The sequence below is a fragment of the Burkholderia sp. LK4 genome, from assembly GCF_001043615.1.
Classification (GTDB): domain Bacteria; phylum Pseudomonadota; class Gammaproteobacteria; order Burkholderiales; family Burkholderiaceae; genus Burkholderia; species Burkholderia cepacia.
In genome coordinates, this window is record NZ_LDUL01000009.1 from 125,798 (window position 1) to 138,640 (window position 12,843).

At 69.3% G+C, this 12,843-nt stretch carries 10 protein-coding genes; 8 read left to right on the top strand and 2 right to left on the bottom strand.

Going from position 1 to position 12,843, the window contains the following annotated elements:
* Window positions 1-59 precede the first annotated feature (59 nt).
* From VK92_RS04690 to eutC, 4 genes are all read left to right on the top strand, one after another.
* The gene (locus tag VK92_RS04690) at window positions 60-1,523 is read left to right on the top strand and encodes a mechanosensitive ion channel (protein ID WP_048026172.1); all 1,464 of its coding nucleotides are present in this window, start codon (window positions 60-62) and stop codon (window positions 1,521-1,523) included.
* Between the two features lie 244 nt (window positions 1,524-1,767).
* Window positions 1,768-3,180, top strand: a complete 1,413-nt coding sequence (eat, locus tag VK92_RS04695) for an ethanolamine permease (RefSeq protein WP_048026174.1) — start codon at window positions 1,768-1,770, stop codon at window positions 3,178-3,180.
* Window positions 3,181-3,275: 95 nt separating this feature from the next.
* Window positions 3,276-4,673 carry an ethanolamine ammonia-lyase subunit EutB gene (locus VK92_RS04700; protein ID WP_021164101.1) on the top strand — a complete coding sequence of 466 codons (1,398 nt, stop codon included), beginning with the start codon at window positions 3,276-3,278 and terminating at the stop codon, window positions 4,671-4,673.
* Window positions 4,670-5,464 (top strand): ethanolamine ammonia-lyase subunit EutC, encoded by a 795-nt coding sequence (gene eutC / locus VK92_RS04705; protein ID WP_048026175.1) that lies wholly within the window; start codon window positions 4,670-4,672, stop codon window positions 5,462-5,464. Before VK92_RS04700 ends, eutC begins: the two co-directional genes overlap by 4 nt.
* Before the next feature lie 98 nt (window positions 5,465-5,562).
* Here eutC and VK92_RS04710 read toward each other — a convergent pair whose 3' ends face one another.
* Window positions 5,563-6,447 carry a LysR family transcriptional regulator gene (locus VK92_RS04710; RefSeq protein WP_048026176.1) on the bottom strand — a complete coding sequence of 295 codons (885 nt, stop codon included), beginning with the start codon at window positions 6,445-6,447 and terminating at the stop codon, window positions 5,563-5,565.
* 155 nt (window positions 6,448-6,602) lie between these two features.
* On the opposite strand from VK92_RS04710, the gene VK92_RS04715 reads away from it, so the two are divergent.
* Entirely contained in the window at window positions 6,603-8,216 is a 1,614-nt protein-coding gene (locus VK92_RS04715; protein WP_048026180.1) for an MFS transporter, read from the top strand.
* Window positions 8,217-8,324: 108 nt separating this feature from the next.
* On the opposite strand, the gene VK92_RS04720 is transcribed toward VK92_RS04715, so the two are convergent.
* Window positions 8,325-8,753 carry a pyridoxamine 5'-phosphate oxidase family protein gene (locus VK92_RS04720; protein ID WP_226194039.1) on the bottom strand — a complete coding sequence of 143 codons (429 nt, stop codon included), beginning with the start codon at window positions 8,751-8,753 and terminating at the stop codon, window positions 8,325-8,327.
* Window positions 8,754-9,073: 320 nt separating this feature from the next.
* Here VK92_RS04720 and exaC point away from each other — a divergent pair, with 320 nt between their 5' ends.
* From exaC to VK92_RS04735, 3 genes are all read left to right on the top strand, one after another.
* Window positions 9,074-10,600 carry an acetaldehyde dehydrogenase ExaC gene (gene exaC / locus VK92_RS04725; protein WP_021163584.1) on the top strand — a complete coding sequence of 509 codons (1,527 nt, stop codon included), beginning with the start codon at window positions 9,074-9,076 and terminating at the stop codon, window positions 10,598-10,600.
* 366 nt (window positions 10,601-10,966) lie between these two features.
* The gene (locus VK92_RS04730) at window positions 10,967-11,512 is read left to right on the top strand and encodes a hypothetical protein (RefSeq protein ID WP_048026178.1); all 546 of its coding nucleotides are present in this window, start codon (window positions 10,967-10,969) and stop codon (window positions 11,510-11,512) included.
* A gap of 205 nt (window positions 11,513-11,717) precedes the next feature.
* Window positions 11,718-12,749, top strand: coding sequence for a helix-turn-helix domain-containing protein (locus VK92_RS04735; protein WP_042978041.1), 1,032 nt, complete (start codon window positions 11,718-11,720; stop codon window positions 12,747-12,749).
* The last annotated feature ends 94 nt before the right edge of the window (window positions 12,750-12,843 follow it).

Genomic DNA, 12,843 nt, shown 5'->3' on the forward strand with positions numbered 1-12,843 from the left:
AGTACGCAGGTAGTTCGTCGATGTCCAATCGCAACACCACGTTTTCGGGAGAAGAAGAAATGGATGCTTCCAGCTTCATCACGTCGCTGCAGACCACGCTAGGAGGGTATCTGCCGAAGATTGCCGGCGCGATCGGCATCCTGGTGATCGGCTGGCTGATCGCCGTCGTGGTGCGGGCCGGCGCGATGCGTCTGCTCGGCGCGCTGAAGGTCGACCAGCGGATCAGCGAAAGCACCGGCCAGGGCGCATGCGTCGAGCGCATCATCGCCGGCGGCCTGTTCTGGCTAGTGCTGCTGGTCACCGCGGTGGGCATCTTCAACGTGCTCAACCTGTATGCGGTCTCCAACCCGTTCTCGCTGCTCGTCACCCACATCGTCAACTACCTGCCGAACCTGATCGGCGGCGCGGCGCTGACGCTGATCGCGTGGCTCATCGCGTCGTTGCTGCGCAGCCTCGCGAACCGCGCGCTGAAGGCGAGCAAGATCGACGACAAATTGTCCGAAGGCGCCGGCTTGCAGCCGATGAGCGGTTATCTCGGCGACGTGCTGTTCTGGCTCGTGATCCTGATGTTCCTGCCGGCGATCCTCGCGTCGTTCGCGCTGTCGGGGCTGCTGACGCCCGTGCAGGGGATGGTCGACAAGCTGCTCGCGATCGTGCCGAACCTGTTCGCGGCCGCGGTGATCGGCATCGTCGGCTGGATCGTCGCGCGCGTGCTGCGCGGCCTCGTGACGAACCTGCTCGTCGCCGCCGGTGCCGACCGCCTCACGCAGCGTCTCGACAGTCCGACGCCCGTGCGCGTGTCGAGCCTGATCGGCACGGTCGTCTACGTGTTCGTGTTCGTGCCGACGCTGATCTCCGCGCTCGACGCGCTGAAGATCGACGCGATCTCGGTGCCGGCCACCAACATGCTGAACCAGTTCCTCGGCGCGGTGCCGGACATCGTCGCGGCGATCGTGATCGTGCTGGTGACGTTCTACTTCGCGCGCTTCGTCGCGTCGCTCGCGCAGAAGCTGCTGGAAGCCGCGGGCGCCGACGGGCTCCCGGCCGTGCTCGGCGTCGAGCGCGTGTTCTCGGGGATGCTGCAGCCGTCGGTGCTGGTGGCGCGGCTGATCGTGTTCTTCGCGATGCTGTTCGCATCGGTCGAAGCGGCGAACCGGCTCGGCTTCTCGCAGGTGCGCGACGTCGTCACGCTGTTCATCGAATTCGGCGGCCACGTGCTGATGGGCGGCGTGATCCTCGTGATCGGCGTGTGGCTCGCCAGCCTCGCGCGCCGCGTGATCGAGCAGGCCGACCGCGAGCACAGCGTGCTGTTCGCGCGCATCGCGCAATTCGCGATCCTCGGCCTCGTGTTCGCGATGGGGCTGCGCGCGATGGGCATCGCGAACGAGATCGTGCAGCTCGCGTTCGGCCTCGTGCTCGGTGCGATCGCGGTGGCGGTGGCGCTGTCGTTCGGCCTCGGCGGCCGCGAAGCGGCCGGCAAGCTGCTCGACCGCTGGTTCAACCAGCGCGGCGGCGGGCAATAAGTCTTTCGCGTCGATCGTCCGTCCGGCCGCTTCGTGCGGCCGGCGGCGGTCGCAGCGGGACGGGCCCGGCATCGGTGCCTTTCGCGCAACGGGAGGCCACACAAGCCCGGAACAGGCGTTTCCGTCAGCGAAATGTCAGCCGCGATCTTTGCCGAATTTCGATAACACGTCGTTTAATGACTCTCTAGCATCGATTCTCAGTCGCGCAGGCCGCCAGGCCCGGCACATTTGAGGAGAGAGTCCGATGAAAGCAGAGTCGAATGGCCGGCCCGCAGCCGGCGCGAAGTCGTCCGGCCAGCCCGCGCTGCAGCAGACGCTCGGGACCTGGCAACTGTGGGGCATCGCGGTCGGCCTCGTGATCTCCGGCGAATACTTCGGCTGGAGTTACGGCTGGGCGAGCGCCGGCACGCTGGGTTTCGTCGTCACCGCGCTGTTCGTCGCGGCGATGTACACGACCTTCATTTTCAGTTTCACCGAGCTGACGACGTCGATCCCGCACGCGGGCGGCCCGTTCGCGTATGCACGTCGCGCATTCGGCCCGACCGGCGGCTATCTGGCCGGCGCCGCGACGCTCGTCGAATTCGTGTTCGCGCCGCCCGCGATCGCGCTCGCGATCGGCGCGTACCTGCACGTGCAGTTTCCGGGGCTCGAGCCCAAGCATGCGGCGATGGGCGCGTATCTCGTGTTCATGGCGCTGAACATCGTCGGCGTGCAGATCGCGGCGACCTTCGAGCTCGTCGTCACGCTGCTCGCGATCTTCGAGCTGCTGGTGTTCATGGGCGTCGTGTCGCCGGGCTTCGCGTGGAGCAACTTCATGAAGGGCGGCTGGTCGGGCGCCGATCATTTCAGCATGGGCGCGTTCCACGGGATGTTCGCGGCGATCCCGTTCGCGATCTGGTTCTTCCTCGCGATCGAAGGCGTCGCGATGGCCGCCGAAGAGGCGAAGAACCCGAAGCGCTCGATCCCGATCGCGTACGTCGCGGGGATCCTGACCCTCGTGGCACTCGCGATCGGCGTGATGGTGTTCGCCGGCGGCGCGGGCGACTGGACCAAGCTCGCGAACATCAACGACCCGCTGCCGCAGGCGATGAAGTACATCGTCGGCGCGAACAGCGGCTGGATGCACATGCTCGTGTGGCTCGGGCTGTTCGGCCTCGTCGCGTCGTTCCACGGGATCATCCTCGGTTATTCGCGCCAGATCTTCGCGCTGGCCCGCGAAGGTTACCTGCCGGAGTGGCTCGGCAAGGTGCATCCGCGCTTCAAGACCCCGCACCGCGCGATTCTCGCGGGTGGCGTGGTCGGCATCGCGGCGATCTACAGCGACGAGCTGATCCAGTTCGGCGGGCAGACGCTGACCGCGAATATCGTGACGATGTCGGTATTCGGCGCGATCGTGATGTATATCGTGAGCATGGCGTCGCTGTTCAAGCTGCGCCGCACGCAGCCGAACATGGCGCGGCCGTTCCGCGCGCCGCTGTACCCGATCTTCCCGGCCTTCGCGATCCTCGCGGCGCTCGTCTGCCTCGCTACGATGGTGTATTTCAACGGGCTGGTCGCGCTGGTGTTCGTCGGCTTCCTCGCGGTCGGCTACGCGTACTTCCTCGCGACGCGTTCGCAGCGCGAGGGCGCGCCGGGCGACGCGCTGGTGGAGGAGTGAGCAGGTGAAGGTGAACGGCCGTTCCTGACGGCATCCGGCGCGCCCCGTCGAACGGGCGCGCCGTCGGCTTTTGGCAAGGCAAGGAGACTCGCACGATGTCCTATACGGAGACGATCGGCCCGCGCACGTACCGTTTCGCGGACCTGAAGACGCTGCTCGCGAAGGCGAGCCCGCTGCGTTCCGGCGACCAGCTCGCCGGTGTCGCGGCGGCGAGCGAGGAGGAGCGCGTGGCCGCGAAGATCGCGCTCGCGGGCGTGCCGCTGAAGGCGTTCCTGAACGAGGCGGTGATCCCGTATGAAGACGACGAGGTCACGCGCCTGATCGTCGACGATCACGATGCGGCGGCGTTCGCGGAAATCTCGCATCTCACCGTCGGCGACTTCCGCAACTGGCTGCTGTCGCCCGCCGCCGACGGCGCGGCGCTCGAACGGATCGCGCCGGGCCTCACGCCCGAGATGGTCGCCGCCGTGTCGAAGCTGATGCGCAACCAGGACCTGATCGCCGCGGCGAGAAAGCGCCGCGTCGTCACGCGCTTTCGCAACACGGTCGGGCTGCCGGGCCGGATGTCGGTGCGGCTGCAGCCGAACCACCCGACCGACGACGTGAAGGGGATCGCCGCGTCGATGCTCGACGGGCTGATGTACGGCTGCGGCGACGCGATGATCGGCATCAACCCGGCCACCGACAGCCTCGCGGCGATCGTGAAGCTGCTCGCGATGATCGACGGGTTCCGCGAACGCTACGGCGTGCCGACGCAGTCGTGCGTGCTCACGCACGTGACCAACACGATCGCGGCGGTCGAGAAGGGCGCGCCGGTCGATCTGGTGTTCCAGTCGATCGCGGGCACCGAGAAGGCGAACGCGAGCTTCGGCATCTCGCTCGCGCTGCTCGGCGAGGCGCGCGAGGCCGCGCTGTCGCTCAAGCGCGGCACCGTCGGCAACAATCTCATGTACTTCGAGACGGGCCAGGGCAGCGCGTTGTCGGCGAACGCGCATTTCGGCGTCGACCAGCAGACCTGCGAAGTGCGCGCGTATGCGGTGGCGCGCAAGTTCGAGCCGTTCCTCGTGAACACGGTGGTCGGCTTCATCGGGCCCGAATACCTGTACGACGGCAAGCAGATCATCCGCGCGGGGCTCGAGGATCACTTCTGCGGGAAGCTGCTCGGCGTGCCGATGGGCTGCGACATCTGCTACACGAACCACGCGGAAGCCGACCAGGACGACATGGACACGCTGCTGACGCTGCTGGGCGCGGCCGGCATCAACTTCATCATGGGGATTCCGGGCGCGGACGACGTGATGCTGAACTACCAGAGCACGTCGTTCCACGACCAGCTCTACGTGCGCGAGGTGCTCGGCCTGCGCCGCGCGCCGGAATTCGAGGAGTGGCTGGAGACGATGGAGATCGCCGACGCACATGGTGCATTGCGCGCCGCGAGCTCACGCGTGCCGCTGCTCGCGGGCGCGAACGACTGGATGGGGATTTCGGCATGAGCGACGCCGTCGAAAAGAATCCGTGGGGCCAGCTGAAGTCGTTCACGAACGCGCGAATCGCGCTCGGCCGTGCGGGCAACAGCCTGCCGACCGCGCCGCTGCTGGCCTTCAACCTGTCGCACGCGCAGGCGCGCGACGCGGTGCACCAGCCGCTCGACTCGGACGCGCTGCGGCGCGAGATCGAGGCGGCCGGCCTGCTGCCGACGCTCGGCGTGCAGAGCGCCGCGCCGGACCGCGACCACTATCTGCGCCGGCCCGATCTCGGCCGCAAGCTGTCGGACGACAGCCGCGGGCTGCTCGCCGGTTACGGCGCGGCGCTCGACGACGCGCCCGATGTCGTGTTCGTGGTCGGCGATGGGCTCTCGGCGTTCGCGGCCGCAAAGCAGGCGCTGCCGCTGCTGCAGGCGGTGCGGCCGCGCCTCGACGCGGACGGCTGGCGGATCGGCCCGGTGGTGGTCGCGACGCAGGCGCGCGTCGCCCTCGGCGACGAGATCGGCGAGCTGCTGCGCGCGAAGGTCGTGGCGATGCTGATCGGCGAACGGCCGGGGCTCAGCTCGCCGGACAGCCTCGGCGTGTACCTGACGTGGGCGCCGAAGGTCGGCTGCCACGACGCGCTGCGCAACTGCATCTCGAACGTGCGGCCCGAAGGGCTGCCGTACGCGGCCGCCGCGCATAAGCTGCATTACCTGATGACGCACGCGCGCCGCCTCGGGCTGACGGGCGTCGGGCTGAAGGACGACAGCGATGCGCTGTTGCCGCAGGCGGAAGCGGAGCGGATCGGGGCGGACTGAAAACGGTCGCACGCGGGCCGCTCCCGCATCGCGGGTTGCGTGCCGTTCGAGCGGCATGAGCGGCACGAGGGGCGGCTGTCGAGGCGCCCGCTACCCGGCTACCTGAACAGCCGCGCGCACAGAAAATCGACGAACACGCGCAGTTTCGGCGACAACTGCCGGCTCGACGGCCACACGATCGAGAACTGCCCCGGCGCGATCCGGTAGTCGTCGAGCACGGTGACGAGCGCGCCGTGTTCGAGCGCGTCGCGCGCGAGGAAGTCGGGCATGTAGCCGATGCCGAGCCCCGCGAGCACGGTGCCGCGCAGGGCTTCCATGTTGTTGCAGGTCAGTGCGGTGCGCAGCTTCGCCGGCGTGCCGTCGGCGGCCGCGAGCGCCCAGTCCTGCAGCTTGCCGGTGGTCGGGAAGCAGTAGCGCACGCATTCGTGCGCTTCGAGATCGCGCGGCGTGCGCGGCGTGCCGGCCCGCGCGAGATACGCGGGCGTCGCGCACAGCACGAACGCAAACGGGCCGAGCCGCCGTGACATCAGGCTCGAATCGGACAGCGGGCCGCTGCGGATCGCCGCATCGAAGCCGCCTTCGACGACATCCACCATCCGGTCGTTGAAATCGAGATCGAGCTCGACGTCCGGGTAGCGCTGCCGGAACTCGGGCAGCACCGGCAGCAGGAACCGGTAGCCGATCACCGGCAGGCTCACGCGCAGCCTGCCGCGCGGGCGCTGCGCCGACGCCGTCACGGTCGCTTCCGCGTCGCGGAAATCCTCGAGGATCCGCTGGCAGCGTTCGTAGAAGTGGCGCCCCTCTTCGGTGAGGGTGACGCGGCGGGTCGTGCGGTTGAACAGGCGCACGCCCAGCGACTGTTCGAGTTTCGCGATCGTCTTGCCGACCGCCGACGCCGAGATGCCGAGCGCGCGGCCGGCCGCGACGAAGCTCAGCGCTTCGGCGGTGCGGACGAACGCGACGATGCCGGACAGGTTTTCCATCGAATCGAAGCGCGCACGACGACACGCGCGGTGAAGTGAATTGCGGAATTCTAGTCCGGTATATGCGGAACTTCGCGTGGTTTTTCTTCGATTGAATCGGATTTATCGTCTGTCGCTCTGACGGCGCATCCGCGCCGGCCTTTTGAGGAGCGATGATGGATCAGCCTTTTTCAGCCGCATCGACGCAGTCGGCACGCCGGCGCGCGTGGGTGCTGGCCGCCGTCTGCATGGCCGCCGTCGCGCTGCCGTTGTCGTTTTCGGGCGGCGCGGTCGCGACGCCCGCGATCGGCCGCGACCTGCACGGTGGCACGGTCGCGATGAACTGGATCACCAACGCGTTCATGCTCGCGTTCGGCAGCTGCCTGATGGCGGCGGGCGCGCTGGCCGACCAGTTCGGTCGCAAGCGCGTGTTCGCGATTGGTGTCGGCGGCTTCACGCTGATGTCGGTCGCGCTCGCGTTCGCGCCGACGATGCTCGCGGTCGACCTGCTGCGCGCCGCGCAGGGGCTCGCGGCGGCCGCGGCGCTCGCGGGCGGCACGGCCGCGCTCGCGCAGGAGTTCGACGGCGCGGCGCGCACGCGCGCATTCAGCCTGCTCGGCACGACCTTCGGCATCGGGCTCGCGTTCGGGCCCGTGCTGGCCGGCGCGCTGATCGGGCACGGCGGCTGGCGCACGATCTTCGTGACGAGCGCGGTGGCCGGCGGGCTGTCGCTCGGCTTCGGGCTGCCGCGCATGCACGAGTCGCGCGACCCGCACGCGACGGGGCTCGACTGGCCCGGCACGGCCGCGTTCACCGTCGCGCTGACGCTGTTCACGTTCGGTGTGATCGAAGCCCCCGCGCGCGGATGGTCGAACGCACTCGTGATCGCGCTGCTGGCCGGCGCGGCGCTCGGCGCCTGCGCGTTCGTCGCGATCGAGACGCGGGTCGCGCGGCCGATGCTCGACCTGTCGCTGTTCCGGATCGCGCGTTTCGTCGGCGTGCAGGTGCTGCCGGTGTCGACCTGCTGCTGCTACATCGTGCTGCTCGTCGTGCTGCCGCTGCGCTTCATCGGCATCGACGGCTTCAGCGAGATCGACGCCGGCTGGCTGATGCTCGCGATTTCCGCGCCGATGCTGGTCGTGCCGCTGGTCGCGGCGACGCTCACGCGCTGGCTGACTGCCGGCGTGATCTCGGGGCTCGGGCTGCTGATCGCGGCGGCCGGGCTCGTGTGGCTGGACGTCGCGCTGCGCGGCGGCGCGGGGCCGGCGGCGATCGCGCCGATGCTCGCGATCGGCGTCGGGGCCGGCATGCCGTGGGGGCTGATGGACGGGCTGTCGGTGAGCGTCGTGCCGAAGGAGCGCGCGGGGATGGCGACGGGCATCTTCAGCACGACACGCGTGGCCGGCGAAGGGATCGCGCTCGCGATCGTCGGCGCGGTACTGGCCGCACTCGCGCAGACGGGGCTGCGACAGGCGGCGGGCGCCGCCGGCACGCCCGACGCGACGCTGCGCGCGGCCGCGCGGCTCGCGACCGGCGATCTCGCGGGCGCGGCGGCTGCATTGCCGGGTGTCGGCCATGCGGCGCTGCTCGCGAGTTACGCGCATGCATTCGACCGCTTGCTGATCGGTCTGGCGGGCGTCACCGTGCTGTGTGCGCTGGTGGTGTTCGTGTTTCTCGGCGGGCGGCGGGTGGCTGCCGAAGCGGGCGACGGTGCCGACGCGCACGCCCATGCCGACGTGCCGGTGCGCAACCGGATCGATGCGGCCTGCACGGAAACGCACGGGCGTTGAGCGGCGTATCGCCATGCATGGGTGCTTCGGCCACGGCAGCCGGAGCGCCGCGTCGTTTCATCGTCGCTTGCGTCGCGAGTCGACGATCCGTCCAGCGCATCGCGTGAATCACGCCAGCACCAGCGGCGGCAGCGCCGCATCCGCGCGCGCCTGCGCCCGTTCCACGTCAACCACCACATAGCGCCGCGCGTCCGGCCACAGATGAGCGCGGCCTTGCACATCCTCGTCGATCGTCGCGCGGCCCTGCACGAGCCAGGTCGTCTGGCGCACGAAATCGACGAACAGCAGCGCGACGGCCGGATTCACGAGCAGGTTGCCGATCGTGTTGAACAGGTTGTTGCCCGCGAAGTCGGGCAGCACGAGCGTGCGGCGGTCGGGGACGTCGACGAGCGGCTCGAACGAGCCGTCGGCGCGCGGCTGGCGGCCGCGGTACGAGCAGTCGCTGTTGCCGCCTTCGTCGGCGGTCGCGACGATCAGGAACGCCTGCTCGCGGATGAACGCGATGGCGTCGTCGGTCAGGGGGCCGCGGTCGTTCATGGTGTCGGTCGGCGCACTCGCCGTTGCGTGGAAACGCACGATGCGCACGCAAGCGACATGCCACGCGTCGCGGCCGGCGTCCGCCTGCAGGCGCGCCCGCGCACTGTGGAAATTTCGCACACCGGCCCGGCTGCTGCGCAATCGCGCTGTTCAGAATGGGTACACCCGCCGTGCTGCGTGGGTGAACACGGCACGGTGCGCACGCGGGCCGGCCGTGGTCGCCGTGCTTCCGTCCCGTTTGGCACGCATGTTGCGTAAACCGATGCAGCGCGATCCAACCGGCGCTGTACGCACACAAGCACGATGAACAGGAGACATGTATGAACCCGTTTGACCTGAAACAACTGGGCCTCGACGTCGAATACCCGTACCGTCAGCAATACGACAACTACATCGGCGGCAAGTGGGTTCCGCCGGTGAAAGGCGAGTATTTCGAGAACGTGTCGCCGATCAACGGCCAGCCGTTCTGCCGCATTCCGCGCTCGGGCGCCGACGACATCGAGCTGGCGCTCGACGCCGCGCATGCCGCGCGCCGCAAGTGGGGCAAGACGTCCGTGGCCGAGCGCGCGAACCTGCTGCTCGCCGCCGCCGACCGGATGGAAAAGAACCTGAAGCTGCTGGCCGTGGCCGAGACGATCGACAACGGCAAGCCGCTGCGCGAGACGATGGCGGCCGACCTGCCGCTCGCGATCGACCACTTCCGCTACTTCGCGGGCTGCATCCGCGCGCAGGAAGGCGGCATCTCCGAGATCGACGACAACACCGTCGCGTACCACTTCCACGAGCCGCTCGGTGTCGTCGGCCAGATCATCCCGTGGAACTTCCCGCTGCTGATGGCCGCATGGAAGCTCGCGCCGGCGCTCGCGGCCGGCTGCTGCGTCGTGATGAAGCCGGCCGAGCAGACGCCCGCGTCGGTGCTCGTGCTGATGGAGCTGATCGGCGACCTGTTCCCGGCCGGCACGATCAACATCGTGAACGGCTTCGGCAAGGAAGCGGGCGAAGCGCTCGCGACCAGCAAGCGGATCGCGAAGATCGCGTTCACGGGCTCGACGCCGGTCGGCAAGCACATCCTGCGCGCGGCGGCCGACAGCCTGATCCCGTCGACGGTCGAACTGGGCGGCAAGAGCCCGAACATCTTCTTCGCCGACGTGCTCGACCAGGACGACGCGTTCCTCGACAAGGCGCTCGAAGGGCTCGCGATGTTCGCGCTGAACCAGGGTGAAGTGTGCACGTGCCCGTCGCGGATCCTGATCCAGGAATCGATCTACGAGAAGTTCATCGAGAAGGCGGTCGCGCGCGTCGAGCGCATCAAGGCCGGCCACCCGCTCGACCTGCAGACGATGATCGGCGCGCAGGCGTCGCAGCAGCAGCTCGACAAGATCCTGTCGTACATCGACATCGGCCGCGGCGAAGGCGCGCAATGCCTGACGGGCGGCGAACGCACGGCGCCGGCTGCCGGCCTCGACACGGGCTACTACGTGAAGCCGACGATGCTGCTCGGCAACAACAAGATGCGCGTGTTCCAGGAAGAGATCTTCGGGCCGGTCGCGTCGGTGATGACGTTCAAGGACGAGCAGGAAGCGATCGAACTCGCGAACGACACGTTCTACGGGCTCGGCGCGGGCGTGTGGACGCGCAACGGCACGCGGGCGTACCGGATGGGCCGCGAGGTCGAGGCCGGCCGCGTGTGGACCAACTGCTACCACCTGTACCCCGCGCACGCGGCGTTCGGCGGCTACAAGCAGTCGGGGATCGGCCGCGAGACGCACAAGATGGCGCTGTCGAACTATCAGCAGACGAAGTGCCTGCTGGTCAGCTACCAGGCCGAGGCGCTCGGGTTCTTCTGACCGGGGCGTCGACGCAGTGGCGGAGCGCCGGGATCGGCCGGCCGGCAGGGCAGCGCCGGCCGGGACGATCGCCGGGGTTCGTTGGCGGGGCGCGTGGCGCGCGGGCTGCGTTCAACGTTCGACGGCCGGGTGACGTTTGCCCGTCCGTCGAACGTTGCGCATGCGGGTGCGATGCGGCGGTTACCGGCTACCGGCTATCGGCGGGTGGCCGTCGTCCCATCCGGTCACCCGGCGCTTCGCCATTTTCGACTTCGACATCCGACCCCCGGTGTCGGCCGAGCATCGTCGCGGCCGGCGCCGGAAACGATACCGGCCGTCGTGTCTTCGCTGCGGCACGGCGTGCCGATGCGTGTAACGAAAACCAGCATGGCTGAACTGCCCCGATCCTTTCCGCGTCACCCCGTGTTCCATGCGGGCGAACTCGACGCGCAGCACCGCTTCGGCGTGGCCGACGAGGCCGAGCGGATGAGCGACGTGGTGACGACACGCGTGAGCATCGGCGTGCGGCAGTTCGTCGAATCTCAGCCGTTCATGTTCATCGCCACTGCGGGCGGCTCGCGCACATCCGTGACCTGCGACGTCGTGCCGGGCATGCGCGACGCGAACGGCGATCTGCTGCCGGTCGTCCGCGTGATCGACACGAAGACGCTGCGGTTCGCGTTGCCTGCCGCTCCCGGCGCCGGTGGCCGGATCGATGCGGCGGCATGCGACGGCAGCGGCGTCGGGTTGCTGTTCGTCGACTTCGTGCGCGGCATCCGCTACCGGATCAACGGTCGCGCGACGCTGCGCGCCGATTTGCCCGAAGCGGACGCGGCGCCCTGGCCGGCCGGAAGCGCGATCGTCGAGCTGGCGGTCGCGCAGGCGTATGGCAATTGCGGCACGCGGGTCGTGCGGCTGAAGCCGGCCGGGTAGCCGGGATTCGGCGGCCGGCGGCGGTCGAGATGCGCGGTCGTCGCGCGGATCGCACCGGCGGCGTGCGCGGCACGCCGCCTTCGGGTGCGCCCGGATGGCGCGCAACGGCCGGACAACGTGGAATGACGGGCCGTTCGCCGAACCGCGCGGTTCGGCACGGGACTTGCGTGACAGACGCGGTTCCGGGCAGGTGAGGGAGGACACGATGGACCAACACGTGGCGTGTAGCGAAGAACCGACAGCCGAAGACACGCGGCGCAACGCGCAGGGCGACGACGCGCTGGCCGGGCAGGCGGTCGTCAGCGTCGCGCATGACGCCGACGAGCAGGCGCGCAACCTGATCGGCTGGCGGCAGACCTACGACCAGCTCGCGGCCGGCCGTTTCGTCGGCACGCTGACCGAGCTGCCGCTCGACACGATGAAACTGTTTCGGGAATCGACGAGCCACCTGCTGCGCCAGGCATGCGAGGTGCGCGGCGATGCGTACTGGTTCGGCATCCCGCTCGTGAGCGACGGCACCGCGCGCGTCGATGCGTGCCGCATCGGGCCCGGCGCGCTCGCGTTCCGGCCCGGCAACGTCGAATTCGAACTGGTGACGCCCGCGCAGTTCTCGATCTACGGCATCGTCGTGCGCGGCGACGTGCTGCGCCGTTATGCGGAGGAGGTCGAGCACCGTGCGCTCGACGAGCGGCTGTTCACGCAACGCGTGATGCAGGTCGGCGATGCGCGGCTCGCGCGCCTGTGCGCGCTGCTCGGCCGCCGGCTCGACGGGGCGGTGGCGATGGCCGGCCCGCTGGCCGATGCGCAGCGCGACGACCTGCAGGCCGAGGTGCTGGCCGCGCTGTTCGACGTGTGCGCGCAACCGGCCGACGACGACGCCGGCCGCGCGCCGTCGATGCGCCGCTGGATCGTCGAGCAGGCGCGTGACTACGTGCTCGCGCACCGCACGCGCCCGGTCGGCGTGCCCGAACTGTGCGAGCAGTTGCACGTGAGCCGGCGCACGCTGCAGTACTGCTTCCAGGACGTGCTCGGCATGGCGCCCGCCACCTACCTGCGCACGCTGCGGCTGAACGGCGCGCGGCGCGACCTGTGCGGCCGCGCGGCCGGTTCGGTGCAGGACGTTGCAGAGGCGTGGGGCTTCTGGCATCTCAGCCAGTTCGCGACCGATTACCGGCGACTGTTCGGCAAGCGGCCGTCGGAGACGCTGCGCGATCGCGCGGTGATGGTGGCGGGGTGAGCGCGGGGCGGTAGTCGGGGTGAGCCTGGCTCGGGCTCACGCTCGGACTCGGACTCGGACTCAGGCTCAGGCTCAGGCTCAGGCTCAGGCTCAG

Coding starts and splice junctions, on each gene's coding strand:
- exaC (WP_021163584.1), top strand. CDS start 9,074: ATGAACCCGTTTGACCTGAAACAACTGGGCCTCGACGTCGAATACCCG.
- VK92_RS04735 (WP_042978041.1), top strand. CDS start 11,718: ATGGACCAACACGTGGCGTGTAGCGAAGAACCGACAGCCGAAGACACG.
- VK92_RS04730 (WP_048026178.1), top strand. CDS start 10,967: ATGGCTGAACTGCCCCGATCCTTTCCGCGTCACCCCGTGTTCCATGCG.
- VK92_RS04690 (WP_048026172.1), top strand. CDS start 60: ATGGATGCTTCCAGCTTCATCACGTCGCTGCAGACCACGCTAGGAGGG.
- eat (WP_048026174.1), top strand. CDS start 1,768: ATGAAAGCAGAGTCGAATGGCCGGCCCGCAGCCGGCGCGAAGTCGTCC.
- VK92_RS04715 (WP_048026180.1), top strand. CDS start 6,603: ATGGATCAGCCTTTTTCAGCCGCATCGACGCAGTCGGCACGCCGGCGC.
- eutC (WP_048026175.1), top strand. CDS start 4,670: ATGAGCGACGCCGTCGAAAAGAATCCGTGGGGCCAGCTGAAGTCGTTC.
- VK92_RS04700 (WP_021164101.1), top strand. CDS start 3,276: ATGTCCTATACGGAGACGATCGGCCCGCGCACGTACCGTTTCGCGGAC.
- VK92_RS04720 (WP_226194039.1), bottom strand. CDS start 8,753: ATGAACGACCGCGGCCCCCTGACCGACGACGCCATCGCGTTCATCCGC.
- VK92_RS04710 (WP_048026176.1), bottom strand. CDS start 6,447: ATGGAAAACCTGTCCGGCATCGTCGCGTTCGTCCGCACCGCCGAAGCG.